The sequence below is a fragment of the Pseudomonas sp. C6002 genome (assembly GCF_013385805.1).
Classification (GTDB): Bacteria; Pseudomonadota; Gammaproteobacteria; order Pseudomonadales; family Pseudomonadaceae; genus Aquipseudomonas.
This window is the reverse complement of record NZ_JACAPH010000026.1, coordinates 60,781-75,739: the sequence shown is the minus strand read 5'-3', so window position 1 is coordinate 75,739 and position 14,959 is coordinate 60,781. Positions and strand designations below refer to the sequence as shown.

The 14,959-nt window shown below is 61.8% G+C and carries 5 protein-coding genes; 1 reads left to right on the top strand and 4 read right to left on the bottom strand.

All coding sequences use genetic code 11. The features are described from left to right. Positions 1 to 314 precede the first annotated feature (314 nt). The 3 genes from nfuA to HX817_RS17245 form a co-directional block, all read right to left on the bottom strand. Positions 315 to 899, bottom strand: coding sequence for a Fe-S biogenesis protein NfuA (nfuA, locus tag HX817_RS17255; RefSeq protein ID WP_003210817.1), 585 nt, complete (start codon positions 897 to 899; stop codon positions 315 to 317). A 59-nt stretch (positions 900 to 958) separates the two neighbouring features. Continuing rightward, positions 959 to 1,981, bottom strand: coding sequence for an acyltransferase (locus HX817_RS17250; RefSeq protein ID WP_177040659.1), 1,023 nt, complete (start codon positions 1,979 to 1,981; stop codon positions 959 to 961). A gap of 81 nt (positions 1,982 to 2,062) precedes the next feature. Then, positions 2,063 to 4,354, bottom strand: a complete 2,292-nt coding sequence (locus tag HX817_RS17245; RefSeq protein ID WP_177040657.1) for a fatty acid cis/trans isomerase — start codon at positions 4,352 to 4,354, stop codon at positions 2,063 to 2,065. A 164-nt stretch (positions 4,355 to 4,518) separates the two neighbouring features. On the opposite strand from HX817_RS17245, the gene metH reads away from it, so the two are divergent. After that, positions 4,519 to 8,229, top strand: a complete 3,711-nt coding sequence (gene metH, locus HX817_RS17240) for a methionine synthase (protein WP_177040655.1) — start codon at positions 4,519 to 4,521, stop codon at positions 8,227 to 8,229. Positions 8,230 to 8,274: 45 nt separating this feature from the next. On the opposite strand, the gene HX817_RS17235 is transcribed toward metH, so the two are convergent. Next, the gene (locus HX817_RS17235) at positions 8,275 to 14,859 is read right to left on the bottom strand and encodes an NEL-type E3 ubiquitin ligase domain-containing protein (protein ID WP_177040652.1); all 6,585 of its coding nucleotides are present in this window, start codon (positions 14,857 to 14,859) and stop codon (positions 8,275 to 8,277) included. Between the last annotated feature and the right edge of the window lie 100 nt (positions 14,860 to 14,959).

Genomic DNA, 14,959 nt, shown 5'->3' with positions numbered 1-14,959 from the left:
AGGATGCCGATTTAGCCGCGCCGGGCCATGGATGGCCCGTCGCGGCGGCCCGCGGAACCGGGCCGGAGTGCGGGCATGCCGAGCCTAAGCGAGGCACCGAGTGGTGGGGCAAAGACCTTTTGGTTACTTTTGGGGCGTTTGCCAAAAGTGACCCGCTGTAAGAGCGGAACCATAAGCGGCCGTTACCGCAGCAACGGATATGTACACAACATACCTAACCCAAAACCTCACAACCCTAACGCAACCCACTGAATCCAAACCATAAAAAAACGGCGCTCACGGGGCGCCGTTTTTCACATCCGCAGCGAACACCCTTAGTAGTAGGCGTTTTCTTTCTGCGTATGGTCAGTCACATCCCGCACACCCTTGAGCTCCGGAACCCGCTCAAGCAGCGTACGCTCAATCCCCTCACGCAAGGTCACGTCCGCCTGGCCACAGCCCTGGCAACCGCCACCAAACTTCAACACAGCGATACCATCATCAACCACGTCAATCAGACTCACCTGACCACCGTGGCTGGCCAACCCAGGGTTGATCTCGGTCTGCAGGTAATAGTTGATGCGCTCGTTAATCGGGCTATCCGCATTAACATTCGGCACCTTGGCGTTCGGCGCCTTGATGGTCAGTTGGCCGCCCATGCGATCAGTGGCGTAATCAACCACCGCATCGTCAAGGAACGCTTCACTGAACGCATCGATATACGCCGTGAAGCTTTTCAGCCCCAACGCCGTATCTTCAGGTTTTTCTTCTCCCGGCTTGCAGTAGGCAATGCACGTCTCAGCGTACTGGGTGCCGGGCTGGGTGATAAAGACGCGGATGCCAATGCCCGGGGTGTTCTGCTTCGACAGCAGATCAGCCAGGTAATCGTGGGCGGCGTCGGTAATGGTTATGGCGGTCATGGAAACTCCTCGCAGGCTTGCCGGCAGTTTACGCCAAATTATTACCGAGGTACAAAGTCCTAGTATTTTTGTCGGGAAAGCACCAACCGTTCGTCGCCATCGAACCAGCCTTTGAGCCGACGATAACTGCCCTTTTCCAGCCAGTGGTAGCTGGCCAGCGACCCAAGGGCGATCAGCACCACGCACACGCCGAGCATCACGTAGGCGTTAACCCCATAACGCTGGGCGACAAAATCACCCGCCGACAGCACCAGCACGTGCATCAGATAGACCGAGTAGGAACAATCCCCCATCACCTTGAGCAGCCGGCTGCGCTCGAAATAGCGTTCCATCGAGATACAGGCCACCACCAGCACCGCACTCGGCAAGCCCCAGGTCAGGGCCCGCGGCGATGCCGGCCAGTGATAGATCGCCAGCAATGCCCCCGCAATCCCCAGCAATGGAAGCCACAGCCCGGGGCGAATCCAGCCCTTGCGGTAAAGCATGCCGATGCCTATCCCCAGCAGGAACTCATACACAATGTCCGAACGATAGAATTCGCTGATCCAGCCGAAAGAAGTCCACGCCTGGCACACCGCGAACAACAACGCGCCCACCACCAGCACCCGCCACTGCCGGCGAAACAGCAACGCCCACGCAAACAGCACGTAGAAAAGCATCTCGTAGTTCAGGGTCCAGCCGACATTCAAGGTCGGGTACACCCCATAACCACCGGGATTTTCGGAAGGTATGAACAGCAAGGACATCAACACATGGGCCGCATCGACGCTCTGGTCCGGCAACACCGGCCGGGCAAACACCACCAACAGTGCCATCAACAGCGTGTAGAACCAGTAGGCCGGGACGATTCGCAGCAGGCGATACAGCAGGAATCGCCAGGGCGGCAGCTGTTTGTTCTCGGTGGAGAGGAAGATCACCAGGCCGCTGATCACAAAAAACACATCCACGCCCGCCGCACCTTTGTCGACAAACAGGTGGCCCAGCGCCGAATCGGCCTTAAAGCCAAAGAAAATCTGCATGAAGTGATGACCCACCACGGTCCAGGCCGCCAGGGCGCGCAGTGCCTGTACTGAAATCAACATCGTCGACCCACTCTCCCAACCCTCGACACCGGTTATTCAGGTGCCTATGGCTTGGGACAGCCGTCGACGGTCAAAGGTCGATCAAAGATTCTCGTAGCGGTTCATGTCCAGCACGCCCTCTTCCACCGGCGTGGTTTCGCGGATGTACTGCGACAGGTCGTGGAAGTACTGCCAGAACTGCGGGTGACTGCGGCGGATGCCCCAGCGGTCGACAATCTTCTCGAAGCGATTGGCGTCCTTGGCATTCTCCATGGCCGCGACAAACTCCGGCACTTGCTGCGCCGGAATGTTGAACATGAAGTTCGGGTAGCTGCTCAGCACGCCGGGATAAATGGTCACGGTGTCCAGGCCCGGCTGATAGCGATAAGCCTCACCGAGCATAAAGGCCACGTTGCTGTGGGCGCGGTTGCGCAACAGGCTGTACATCTCACGTTTGCCGCTGCGGGTTTCGATGCGCAGCATGGTCGCTTCCGGCAACAGGTCGATCACCTTGAGCCCCGCCGCCGGGCGGTTGGTCAGGCGGCTCAGGGCCTGTTCGGCGTCCTGCAACGCAGGGTCAATGCCCGGACGCGAGCAATAGGCGCTGACGCAACGGTTGATCGGGTCCGGGCTGGCGTTCAGGTCGCCGTAGCGGGCCAGCAACTGGTTGGCGAAGTCGCGCTTGGGGTCCTTTTCATCGAGTTTGAGGCCCGTGGGCTTGTCATCGTCGATGGCTTCATAGTCCAGCCACAGCTTGACCTTGCCGCTGTTCTGGTACCAATCGTCAAGGAAGTCATCCCGCGAGTCCGCCGGCATCAGGCGCAGGAAGTTCTGCTCGGCACCGTTGCGGATCAGGTCGAAATACAGGCGCGTCTGGGCCTGATGGGAAACGTTGCCGAACACATCGAAATTCACCGCCAACTGGTAGTAGGTGCGCTCCAGCAGCGGATAGTCGAACAGCCACAGGGTTTGCGGCACTTCACCAATCAAGCCCTTGGTCACCGAGGCGCTGTCGAAGTGACGGAAGATGCTCAACAAGGCGTTGTCGTTGCCCGCCCACAGGCTCGACCAGCTCGGCGGCGGCAGGTCGGCATAACTGTCCCGGCGCAACGCCTCGTACTCGTTGCGCTTGTCGCGGTATTTGAGCCAGAGGCTGAGCACGCTGCCCACATCGTCAATCTGCCCCGGCATCGCCAGCAACGGCGTGGCCTGGCCGCGATAGCGGGCATCGGTGATATACAGGTCGTGGTCGGGGTCCTGGAACAGGGTCCAGAAGTTGTCGCGGATCACGTCTGTCGCGATCTGGCCCCGGCATACCGGCCCGCGAATAAAGGTGCGCACGAAGTATTCGGCGTTATCCAGCATGAACTGGTAGCGCGCCTTGGCCGGAATCGCCTCGAAGGTCTCGAACGGGTTCGCACGCCGGCCCGGCCCGTAGCCCGGCAAGGCTTGCACCTGCCAGTCATCGGTATAGAACAGCGACTTGATCCGGGCCATCTTCTCGGCGCTGAACGGATAGGTGATGTGAGTCTTGTGCACGATCACCCCCTGCACCGGCCACAGGCGGTAGTACACCTGGGTGCCCGGGTCGTCGTTGGGGCGGCGGGTGTTGATCAGGTCGATCGGCTGCCCGCTCGGGGTGCGCGAGCGTACCCACTGGAAGAAATGCCCCGGCTCGCCGCCTTCAAAGTAGATGTGAGCAAGGAACAGGTGCTCGAACAACCAGCGCGCCACCAGGCTTTCCCGGGCCCCGGGCTGGTTGAACAGGTTTTCCCATTGCTGCACTTGCAAGGCTTCCTTGGCACTCGGGGCCAGGCCTTGTTCGTCGATCGGTGCGCCGGAGGCCAGCCAGCGTTGCAGGGTCTGGTACTGCTGGTCGGTCAGGCCGGTGACGGCCAGGGGCATGCCTTCCTTCGGGTGGTTACCTGCGTAGGCGTTGAACTCCCCCGGCATCGGGCAGGTGTTTTCGCGGCTCAGGCCCAGCACGATGTCGTCGGGCAGCTTGGCGTTGGGCGCGAGCGGCGCGTTATGCCCCAGCTCCAGCATGCGCGCCATCAGTGCGGCCTGGCTGCCCTGGGCGTCGAGTACCGAGTAGAAATCCTTTTGCTGCCAGGCGGCTTTGCCGAAGGCGTCATAGAACAAACGGGTGGGCTGGCTGGCCTGGCTGCGCTCGCCGTCGTACACCGGCACCTTGGTCGCGCCACGTGCGGCGCCTTCGGCACTGCCCAGGTTGAGCTGGCAGGCAGAGTCGTAGCAGGCGTGGCAGGCTACGCATTTCTCGGTGAAGATCGGCTGGATGTCACGGGTATAAGAGATCGCCGTGGCGGGACCTTCTGCCTGTGCGGTGAGGGCGAACAGCGCAAACGCGGCGCTGACGATGAGGCGAAGTGACATGTTTCCGGTCCCGATTCAATGCGTGCAGTGAAAAACCCGTCGATTCTACCGATGTAACGCCCCCGCCAACATGAGCGATATTCATGCAAAGCCTGCACATGCTCTAAAAGCGCACAGGTTTGTTATGATCTTCGCCCTCCGTAATACCTGACCAGAGTAGTCCCATGCCCGATCGTAGCGCTCGTCTGCAAGCCCTCCACCAAGCCCTCAAGGAACGCATCCTGATCCTCGACGGCGGCATGGGCACGATGATCCAGAGCTATAAACTGGAAGAGCAGGACTACCGTGGCAAACGCTTCGCCGACTGGCCGAGCGACGTCAAGGGCAATAACGACCTGCTGGTGATCACCCGTCCGGACGTGATCGGCGGCATCGAGAAAGCCTACCTGGATGCCGGCGCCGACATCCTGGAAACCAACACCTTCAACGCCACGCGCATTTCCATGGCCGACTACGGCATGGAAGACCTCGCCTACGAACTAAACGTAGAAGGCGCGCGCCTGGCGCGCAAGATCGCCGACGCCAAGACCCTGGAAAACCCGGCCAAGCCGCGCTTCGTCGCCGGGGTGCTCGGTCCGACCAGCCGTACCTGCTCGCTGTCGCCCGACGTAAACAACCCCGGCTACCGCAACGTGACCTTCGATGAGCTGGTGGAAAACTACACCGAAGCCACCAAAGGCCTGATCGAAGGCGGCGCCGACCTGATCCTGATCGAAACCATTTTCGACACCCTCAACGCCAAGGCCGCGATCTTCGCCGTACAGGGCGTGTTCGAAGAATTGAACGTCGAACTGCCGATCATGATCTCCGGCACCATCACCGACGCCTCCGGCCGCACCCTGTCGGGCCAGACCACCGAAGCCTTCTGGAACTCGGTCAGCCACGCCAAGCCGCTGTCTGTGGGCCTGAACTGCGCACTGGGGGCGAGCGAGCTGCGTCCGTACCTGGAAGAGCTGTCGAACAAGGCCAACACCCACGTTTCCGCCCACCCGAACGCCGGCCTGCCCAACGAATTCGGCGAGTACGACGAACTGCCGTCGGAAACCGCCAAGGTCATCGAGGAATTCGCCCAGAGCGGCTTCCTGAACATCGTCGGTGGTTGCTGCGGTACCACCCCGGGCCATATTGAAGCCATCGCCAAGGCCGTGGCCGGTTACGCACCGCGCCCGATCCCGGACATTCCGAAGGCCTGCCGCCTGTCGGGCCTGGAACCGTTCACCATTGATCGCAACTCGTTGTTCGTCAACGTCGGCGAGCGCACCAACATCACCGGTTCCGCCCGCTTCGCCCGCTTGATCCGTGAAGACAACTACACCGAAGCCCTGGAAGTCGCCCTGCAGCAGGTGGAAGCCGGCGCCCAGGTGATCGACATCAACATGGACGAAGGCATGCTGGATTCGAAGAAGGCCATGGTGACCTTCCTCAACCTGATTGCCGGCGAGCCGGACATCTCCCGCGTGCCGATCATGATCGACTCCTCCAAGTGGGAAGTGATCGAGGCCGGCCTGAAGTGCATACAGGGCAAGGGCATCGTCAACTCCATCAGCATGAAGGAAGGCGTGGAACAGTTCATTCACCACGCCAGGCTGTGCAAGCGCTACGGCGCGGCGGTAGTGGTGATGGCGTTCGACGAAGCCGGCCAGGCCGACACCGAAGCGCGCAAGAAAGAAATCTGCAAACGCTCCTACGACATCCTGGTGAATGAAGTCGGCTTCCCGCCGGAAGACATCATCTTCGACCCGAACATCTTCGCGGTCGCCACCGGTATCGAGGAACACAACAACTACGCCGTCGATTTCATCAACGCCTGTGCCTACATCCGCGACGAGCTGCCGTATGCGCTGACCTCGGGTGGCGTGTCCAACGTGTCGTTCTCGTTCCGTGGCAACAACCCGGTGCGTGAAGCGATCCACTCGGTGTTCCTGCTGTATGCGATCCGCAACGGCCTGACCATGGGTATCGTCAACGCCGGCCAGCTGGAGATCTACGACCAGATCCCGGCCGAGCTGCGCGACGCGGTGGAAGACGTGGTACTCAACCGCACCCCGGAAGGCACCGACGCCCTCCTCGCCATTGCCGACAAGTACAAGGGCGACGGCAGCGTCAAGGAAGCCGAGACCGAAGAATGGCGTGGCTGGGAAGTCAACAAGCGCCTGGAACACGCGCTGGTCAAGGGCATCACCACCCACATCGTCGAAGACACCGAGGAATCCCGGCAGTCGTTCGCGCGCCCGATCGAAGTGATCGAAGGCCCGCTGATGTCCGGCATGAACATCGTCGGCGACCTGTTCGGCGCCGGCAAAATGTTCCTGCCCCAGGTGGTGAAATCCGCCCGGGTGATGAAGCAGGCCGTGGCCCACTTGATTCCGTTCATCGAGCTGGAAAAAGGCGACAAGCCGGAAGCCAAGGGCAAGATCCTGATGGCCACGGTGAAGGGCGACGTGCACGACATCGGCAAGAACATTGTCGGCGTGGTGCTGGGTTGCAACGGCTATGACATCGTCGACCTGGGCGTGATGGTCCCGGCCGAGAAAATCTTGCAGGTGGCCAAGGAACAGAAGTGCGACATCATCGGCCTGTCGGGTCTGATCACGCCGTCCCTGGACGAGATGGTGCACGTCGCCCGCGAGATGCAGCGCCAGGATTTCCACCTGCCGCTGATGATCGGTGGCGCCACCACTTCCAAGGCCCACACGGCCGTGAAGATCGAGCCCAAATACAGCAACGACGCGGTGATCTACGTCACCGACGCCTCCCGCGCCGTGGGCGTGGCGACGCAATTGCTGTCCAAGGAATTGAAGCCGGCATTCGTCGAGAAAACCCGCCTGGAATACATCGACGTGCGCGAGCGCACCTCCAACCGCAGCGCGCGCACCGAGCGCCTGAGCTACCCGGCCGCCATCGCCAAGAAGCCGCAGTTCGACTGGAACAGCTACACGCCGGTCAAGCCGACGTTTACCGGCGCCAAGGTGCTGGACAATATCGACCTCAACATCCTGGCCGAGTACATCGACTGGACACCGTTCTTCATCTCCTGGGACCTGGCCGGCAAGTTCCCGCGCATCCTCACCGATGAAGTGGTGGGTGAAGCGGCGACGGCGCTGTACGCCGACGCCCAGGAAATGCTCAAGAAGCTGATCGACGAAAAACTCATCAGCGCCCGCGCGGTATTCGGTTTCTGGCCGACCAACCAGGTGCAGGACGATGACCTGGAAGTCTACGGCGACGATGGCCAGCCGATTGCCAGGCTGCACCACCTGCGCCAGCAGATCATCAAGACCGACGGCAAGCCCAACTTCTCCCTGGCCGACTTCGTCGCGCCCAAGGACAGCGGCGTGACTGACTACATCGGTGGCTTCATTACCACCGCCGGCATCGGCGCTGAAGAAGTGGCGAAGGCTTACCAGGACGCCGGCGACGACTACAACTCGATCATGGTCAAGGCCCTGGCCGACCGCCTGGCCGAAGCCTGCGCCGAATGGCTGCACCAGCAAGTACGTAAGGAACACTGGGGCTACGCCAAGGACGAAGTGCTGGATAACGACGCGCTGATCAAGGAGCTGTACAGCGGCATCCGCCCTGCCCCGGGTTACCCGGCGTGCCCGGATCACACCGAGAAAGCCCAGTTGTTCCAACTGCTGGACCCTGAAGCCCGCGAGATGCACGCGGGTCGCAGCGGCGTGTTCCTGACCGAGCACTACGCGATGTTCCCGGCAGCGGCCGTCAGCGGCTGGTACTTCGCTCACCCGCAGGCGCAGTACTTTGCGGTGGGCAAGATCGACAAGGACCAGGTCGCCAGCTACACCGCCCGCAAGGAGCAGGACCTGAGCGTGACCGAACGCTGGCTGGCGCCGAACCTGGGTTACGACAACTAAGTCGTGGCGCGCTGACCCGAGCGCCCAGCCGGCTGGGCGCCCGGGTCAGATCCCCAGATCCCTCCTCGCCCGCCCCGAAAGCCTGAGCGCCAGTGCCTGTTGCTCGGCGAGGTTCTCGGTATCCAAGGCTGCAACTTCGCTCAGGTACTGGGCACTGAGGTCCGGGTGAAGCTCCTCCAGGGCATCGACCTTGACCTGATGCGCCTGCGCCAACACAGAAAACTCTTCCGGGTACAGCTTCTGCAAGTAGCTGACCCAGTACGGGCGTTTGACCAGCTCTTGCATAAACACCGGGGTGCTCTCTCTGGCCATAATGGCGGTATACGCCTGATCGATATTGGCCTGGGTGACCCGGGACAGGTTGCGGTACAGCATGGTGGACGGTTGGTGAGGCAGATCCAGGCGCTCGGCCAGGCCGATGCGGTAGGCCAGGCGAATTTCCGCCGGGTCGATGCTGGGGCTGCGGTTGATCGCTTCACCCGCAATGCGCTCCGCTTCATCGAGACGGATCATGCGCCGGGCCAGGTTGAACAGCGTGGTGCCTTCCTGCTCGGGCGTCCTGACCCGCAGGGCCTTGAACTCATACACGCTGACTTCAAGATCACTGAACAGGAGAATCCAGCCATCGCCGCAGGTCGCCCTCACCTGCATCGCCTGTGCCTGGCCAAACAGTTGTTCGCGCAAGTGCGGGTATTGCTCCGCCGCCTCAAGTACCGCCCACACCCGGCGAGTCAGGTCGGCGCGGTCGTGCAGGAAATCCTGGGCGTTCTTCAACTGGGAAATGATGTAGAAAAAGTATTCGCTGTTTTCGGCCTGCTTGAGCACGCTCCATACCCGGTGGCGGGCCGAATCGGCGGCAATACCCGAGAACCATTGGGCCTTCTGTTGTTCCGGGGTCAAGAGTTCAGGGTGGATATCCGACCCGGAGCTGCTATCGGTACTGTGGTAACTCTCCAGTGCGTCTTCCAATTCCTCGGCCGAAAACCCCAGACCACAGTCGGTCTGCTGCTCGTAGGCGCGCAGGCGTGCCAGATATTCCTCAACCAGGAGGTTATCGGACAGGTCAGTGCCCCACATCAAGGCGCTGTGCCGGGGCAACAACGCGTCTTCAGGGATGGTTTCGATACGGTTACTGCGCAGGTCCAGGTGGCGCAACTGTGGAGCCTGGAGGACACCCTGCGGCCATGCCAGAAGGTTATTGCCGCGCAGTTCCAATGACTGCAATTGAGGCAGGCTGCTGATGTCCAGAGAGTCCAGGAGGTTCTCAGTCAAGTCCAGACGCTCCAGCGCGGTCAGCCGATTGAGCTGGCCCTGCAGCTCGCTGCGATAGCGCAGTTCGTTATGGCTCAGGTGCAGCTCGGTGAGTGTCGAGCATTCGCCGACGGCGTCGGGCAGGCTCATCAGGCCATTATTGTTGAGAGTCAGGGTACGCAGCTTGGGAAACGCCCGCAGGAACGCATTGGAGCCCTGCTCAGTAAGCTTGACTGCGTTGAGGTTCAACACCCTCACATGGGCCAACGGCTCGGGTAACGCCGGCAGGTCACCCAGATACAGGTCGTTCAATTGAAGGACCTCGCACCCATCGCCCGGCGCAACCTCGGGGTGCGCCCGCAAGGTATGGCGCCAACTGTCGATAAGCCTGTCGGCCGCGCGACGACGGTCCACCGCGCTGACCCAGCCGCCCCCCTGGCGATAACCGCGAATATCGATCCAGTCGTTCAACACCCGCACCATACCCCGGTAGCCCGTGCGCCACCGAACCAGGCATGCCTCGACCTCCAGTGCGCCCAGGCCACTGGCAAGCAGTTCGTCAATGCGCCGTACCGCATCGCGCGTGGACAACGCCGGGTCTATTTGTTGCAGACGCTGCGCAGGTGTCTGCCGAACTTCACTGTTGGGCACCTCTACCTCCAGCGCGAGGAGCAGATCGGGACTGTCCGTGACCTCCAGGGGAAAGTATTCCGGATCGCCCCCCGTTCTGCCCTCCGCCAGCCCTTCGCGGGGAATGCCCAAGGGTTTATCCAGGTAAAAGCTCGGGCCAAAAACCGGCAGCATGGCCGGTGCGACGTTCAACGGATTGTCCTGGTAGGTACGCAGGGCAAAACGCTGTATGTCGGCACAAGCCGGCAAGGTCAGGCGACAGCCACGCACGTTGCTGCTGAGCATCAGCAGGTCATGGCCGGTCAGTGCAGCCTGGGGGATCGTGGTAATAGCGCTGTAGCTCAGATCCACTTGACGCAGTTCGGGCAATGCCAGCCAACCTGTCGGCCAGGCGGTGGTCGCGGTGTGGCTCAGGTTCAGGCTGCGCAGCTGGTTGAGCCCGCTGACATCCAGGGTACCCACACGGTTGTAATCCAGGTTCAACCCTCGAAGCGTGACCAGGGCGCTGAGGCGCTGCTGTATCGCCTCAGTGATCGTCAACTGGTTGTGCGCCAGGTCCAGCTGTTTGAGAGACCTCAACTGCGTCAGGGACGCCGGCAGGTCCATCAGGTTGCTGCGGCTCAGGTCCAGGCCGTGGATTTGGGTGAACTGGGGGAGGAAATCGTTCAATGCCGCCACTGAAACCCGGGTGCCTGCGAGGTTCAAGCGCTGCACGTGGGCAAAAGCTGCGGCCGGCATCAGCGGCAAATCCCCCAGTACCGTACCCGACAGGTCCAGCATGACCCCCTCGGAGGCGGCTGGCGAAGAAGGCCCGGCCACCTCACGGGGGGAGGCAAAACGTCGGTCGAGGCCATCGCGCCAGTAAGCCATGAGCTTGTCTGCCGCACGTTGACGATTGAGCGGGTCCACCGGTCGCCGGTCGACCTCCACTTCCCTGCCCTGCCACTCTTCCAGCGCCTGCTGCAAGGTTGCATGTTCATCCAGCAAGGCGTGCACACGGGTCAACTTGGCGTCACTGGTCAACCGATGGCGCCGCAGGTACGCCAAGGCACTGGGCGCAAACGCCGGGTCGCTGTCTTTCAGGCGTCGCAACGCGCCTTCACAATAAGCGTCCACCATCAGCACTTCATCCACCAAATGCCCCGGGTGGCCTTTCACGTGCTGATACACCGGCATGAACGCACGTCGCTCAAACGCTGCCCAGTTGAGGGTAAGGCCACGCCACAGGCGCTCGTGGCCCTCAAGCATTGCCGCCGGCATGGTATTTATCCCGGTCGCCAACAGGTCGAGCGTCTCCAGTTTGTCCAACGTCAGAACACCTACCGGCCACTCTTTCAGGGCGCCCGCCACCCGCAAGGCAAGCAGCTGTTTCAAGCCGCTGACATCCAATGCCTCCAGCGCGCCCGTCAGGGCCAACCGGCGCAACTGGCTTAACGTGTTAAGGCGTTGCAAAAAGACCGGCGAGTAGGTCAGGCCCCAGCCGTCGATCGACAACTCTTCAAGCTTGGGAAACAGCCCAAGGCCCGTGGCAATCGCTTCGACATGGGCGGGCTCGGTGAACACATTCAGGACTTCGGCGTTGGGGAACTGCTGCGCAAGCCTGACGCCCTGCGTGTCCGCCAAGGTTTCACCGCTTACACCCAACCCTCGCACATGGGAAAAATCAGCATCCAGCGCCGGCAAGTTACCGGCCTTGCCCAGTGACAGATAGGCATGGGGTTTCAAGCCCCGGTACGCGCCTTCGCGCCAGCAATTGATCAGGGTGTCGGCCGTATGTTGTGCCCCCGCCTGAGCACTGTTTTGCGTCACCCACTGATCCAGGGTCATGCGTAACCGGGTCAGTTCGCGCTCGCGGTTGCCAATCAACTCATAGATCTGTGGGGGGCGCTGGCCGGCCTGCAACAGACTTTGCACAAACAGCTGGGCCGCCTCATCGCTGAGGTTGGGGTAAACATCGCGAACCCTGGCCGCCAGGGCGGCATTGGGTGCCTGGGCCGCACCCCGGCCGCTCAGGGCATAACCTAATAACCCGCTCGCCAGACGCAACGCCGGGCGAGCCATGGGCGCGCGTATCTTCAGCACCGCGGCCATTTCGAGGCGGTGTGCCGTGGCATACCGTGCCAGGGTTTGCTGCAAATCGACGTCCGCGCTGGCCAGCGGCAAACCCAGTGACTGGCGCAGGGTCACGGGCAAGGCATGGACGATTGATGGGTAGAAATTACGACTGCCGGGGACCGGACTGTTAAGAGGAGCCCCCTGCAGGTCGTAAGCCAGGAATGTCTCGCCTTTTTTGACCAGGTAACGGCGCACTGCCGCGTCTTCAGGCCCGACTTCAGCCAGCAAGCGCCCACTGGGGTTGTCGGCGCGCAGTTCCAGGCGCAGCGTGGGAGACCAGCCCGGCAGTTGCTGCAAGCAATGCAACGCCAGCCGGTCACTGTCCAGGCTGGCGAGCGCCGGCAGGTACAAGCCGGCCAACGCACTGCTCAGGCGACGTTGCTGTACCGCACGCCGCGCCAGGTTATCCAGGCGCGGCGCAACACCGGTTCGGCCGAGTATCTGCAGGCGTTCCTTATCGCTGGCCGTACTGATAATTTCGTTGATCGCGCCTCGGGACAAAGAAGCAAAGCGGCGCTGCAACACTGCGCCCTCGGGGGACAGGAGTACAGCCTGTGGCGGCGCGCCGCGAAACAACTGCAACGTATCGGCCAGCACGGCAGGCATCGGCAAACCATCTATGTGGACCTTGCGCAACAGGTCATCACTGATGCCGCTGATGTCGCCAAGGGCGCTCAACGTTGCATCGCTGATTCCCTGGGTTTCATGACCCAGGCGCCTCAGCAAGGTCAGGCGGTCCCATTCCAGTGGGCGTTCATGGGTATGGCGCCAGGCACCCGCCTGGTTGTGTTCAAGGATCGGCTGGTACGCGGCGGGATTGTTCGGATGCTGGATCCGCCATTTTCGAGTCCGCGCATCAAAAGCCTTTTCATAAAGGCTTTCACCCAGGCGCACATACATTTTGCCGTCCTGCGCGTACTGACCCTGGGCATTGGGCTTGAGTGATGCATCCAGAACGGTATGACTGCGGTAGGCCGCAAGGTCGGGTTTCCACAGGCGCCTTTCGCCGTTCGGCAACTTCACCGGCACCAGCCCATCGACCCATTTCGACACCTGGATAGCGGGCGCCCGGCCAGCGAGGGCTGCCGCCCCGCCCAGGGTGGCCATGAACCCGAGATTCAGCGCCACCGACTCCAGGTGCTCCCATGCCGCATCCATATCGCCCTCCTGCCAGGATTCGATGCCGTGATAGACCTCCAGGCCCAACTGAATCGCCGTGACCGCCAACAACAGCTCCCCCAGGCCGGGCACCATGAATGCGGCCACATTCAATGTGTTCAAACCCATGCTCAACCAGTGAGCATGGCGTGCCTGTGCGGCTTTTCGATCAGCCTCCGCAGTGGGCACCGCCAGGGTTCTGGCATTGTCCTTGAGGCGCTGTACATGCCGCTCGTAGAGCGCGCCGAACAACTCCCCCTCGATCAACCGTTCTCGTCGGTTCAAGTTGATTTGCTCGTCGTAGACCTGCTCCTTGTAGCCTCGCGGGTTCCAGGTGAAGGTGTAGAGTTTTTCCTTGAGGCGCTCAAGGAACTGCGGCGCCTGTTGCTGAGGTACCAGGCTGGCAAACAACTGCTGATAGGCAGGTGAGCGCAGGTTCACCGCCAGTTCCTTGTCGAACGCCTGCATAGACGGGTATTCCTTGAGCGGGCACTGCGGCGCGCCCGGAATCCAGGCCACCACCCGCGTATCAGGCGCCACGGGAAGCAGCCCGCTCACACCTGCCCCAGGAAACAAGGGCGGGATCACGGACCGGGTCGGTGCGACACCCGGCCCGATCAGCAGCACCTCCCCCAGCTCGCAGCCCAGGATCGACAGTTGACCGAAACGGACGGCCTCACCCTCCAGCAGCGGCCGCGAAGTACCTGCCAGCACTTCACGCAACATGAGAAACACCGCCGGACCGATGTCGCCCTGCGCCCATGCGGTATACAGGCGTACCGTCAGCAGGTCTTTTTGCGCGCGAATCATCTGCTCCCGCACCACGGCCCGAGTGGCAGCGGCATCGAACACCTGCGCCAGGTGGGCCTGGTATTGCTGCCCCAGGTCCAGGGTGCGGCACAGGGTGGAAAAGGTTTGTGGAGTCATCGACAGGGTTTCGCTGTAGCGATAACGCGCCGCACGCGAGCCATCCGCCCGCGCCTCGCCGTAGTACTCGGTCAGCAGCGCACCTTCCGGCGCCAGGGCGCTGGTCTGTTCGAGGGCGATATCGGTGAAGTCTTCATCACCCTCGAAGTTCAGCAACGCCGCCTGCAACAACGAATGCTGCTGCGGGGCCTGGCGATACCGCAGGTAATGCAGCTGGTTTTTGTTGACGTCCGGGGCCTCGCCCATCGCCTCGCGCAACGCCGCTTCCAGCTTGGGCTGGGCGAATTCGACAATGCCTTGCAGCGCGCCAAGGCCCTTGGCCAAGGCTTCGCGGGACTGACGGCTGGCCTTGCGACTGTCATCGAGTGCCTTGTTCAATGCGGGCGAGAGCGGAACCTTGGTGGCAGGCCGCTCCCTGCCGGGCAACAGTCCATGTTTGAGCCGGCGCACATCGACGGGGGCCATATGGGCAACCCACGTGGGCAGACGTGCCTTGATCAGGGCGGTGTGCAAGCTTTCGTCCGCGAGGGCGTTAGGTGGAGTAGACATGTGCGGCTTCCTGAGAACGCTTTAGGGAGGCCCAGTACAGCGAACAGGCGAGCGCCTTCGCAGGTAGATAATTGTTTTTGTGCACCTTGGCGCCGAACCT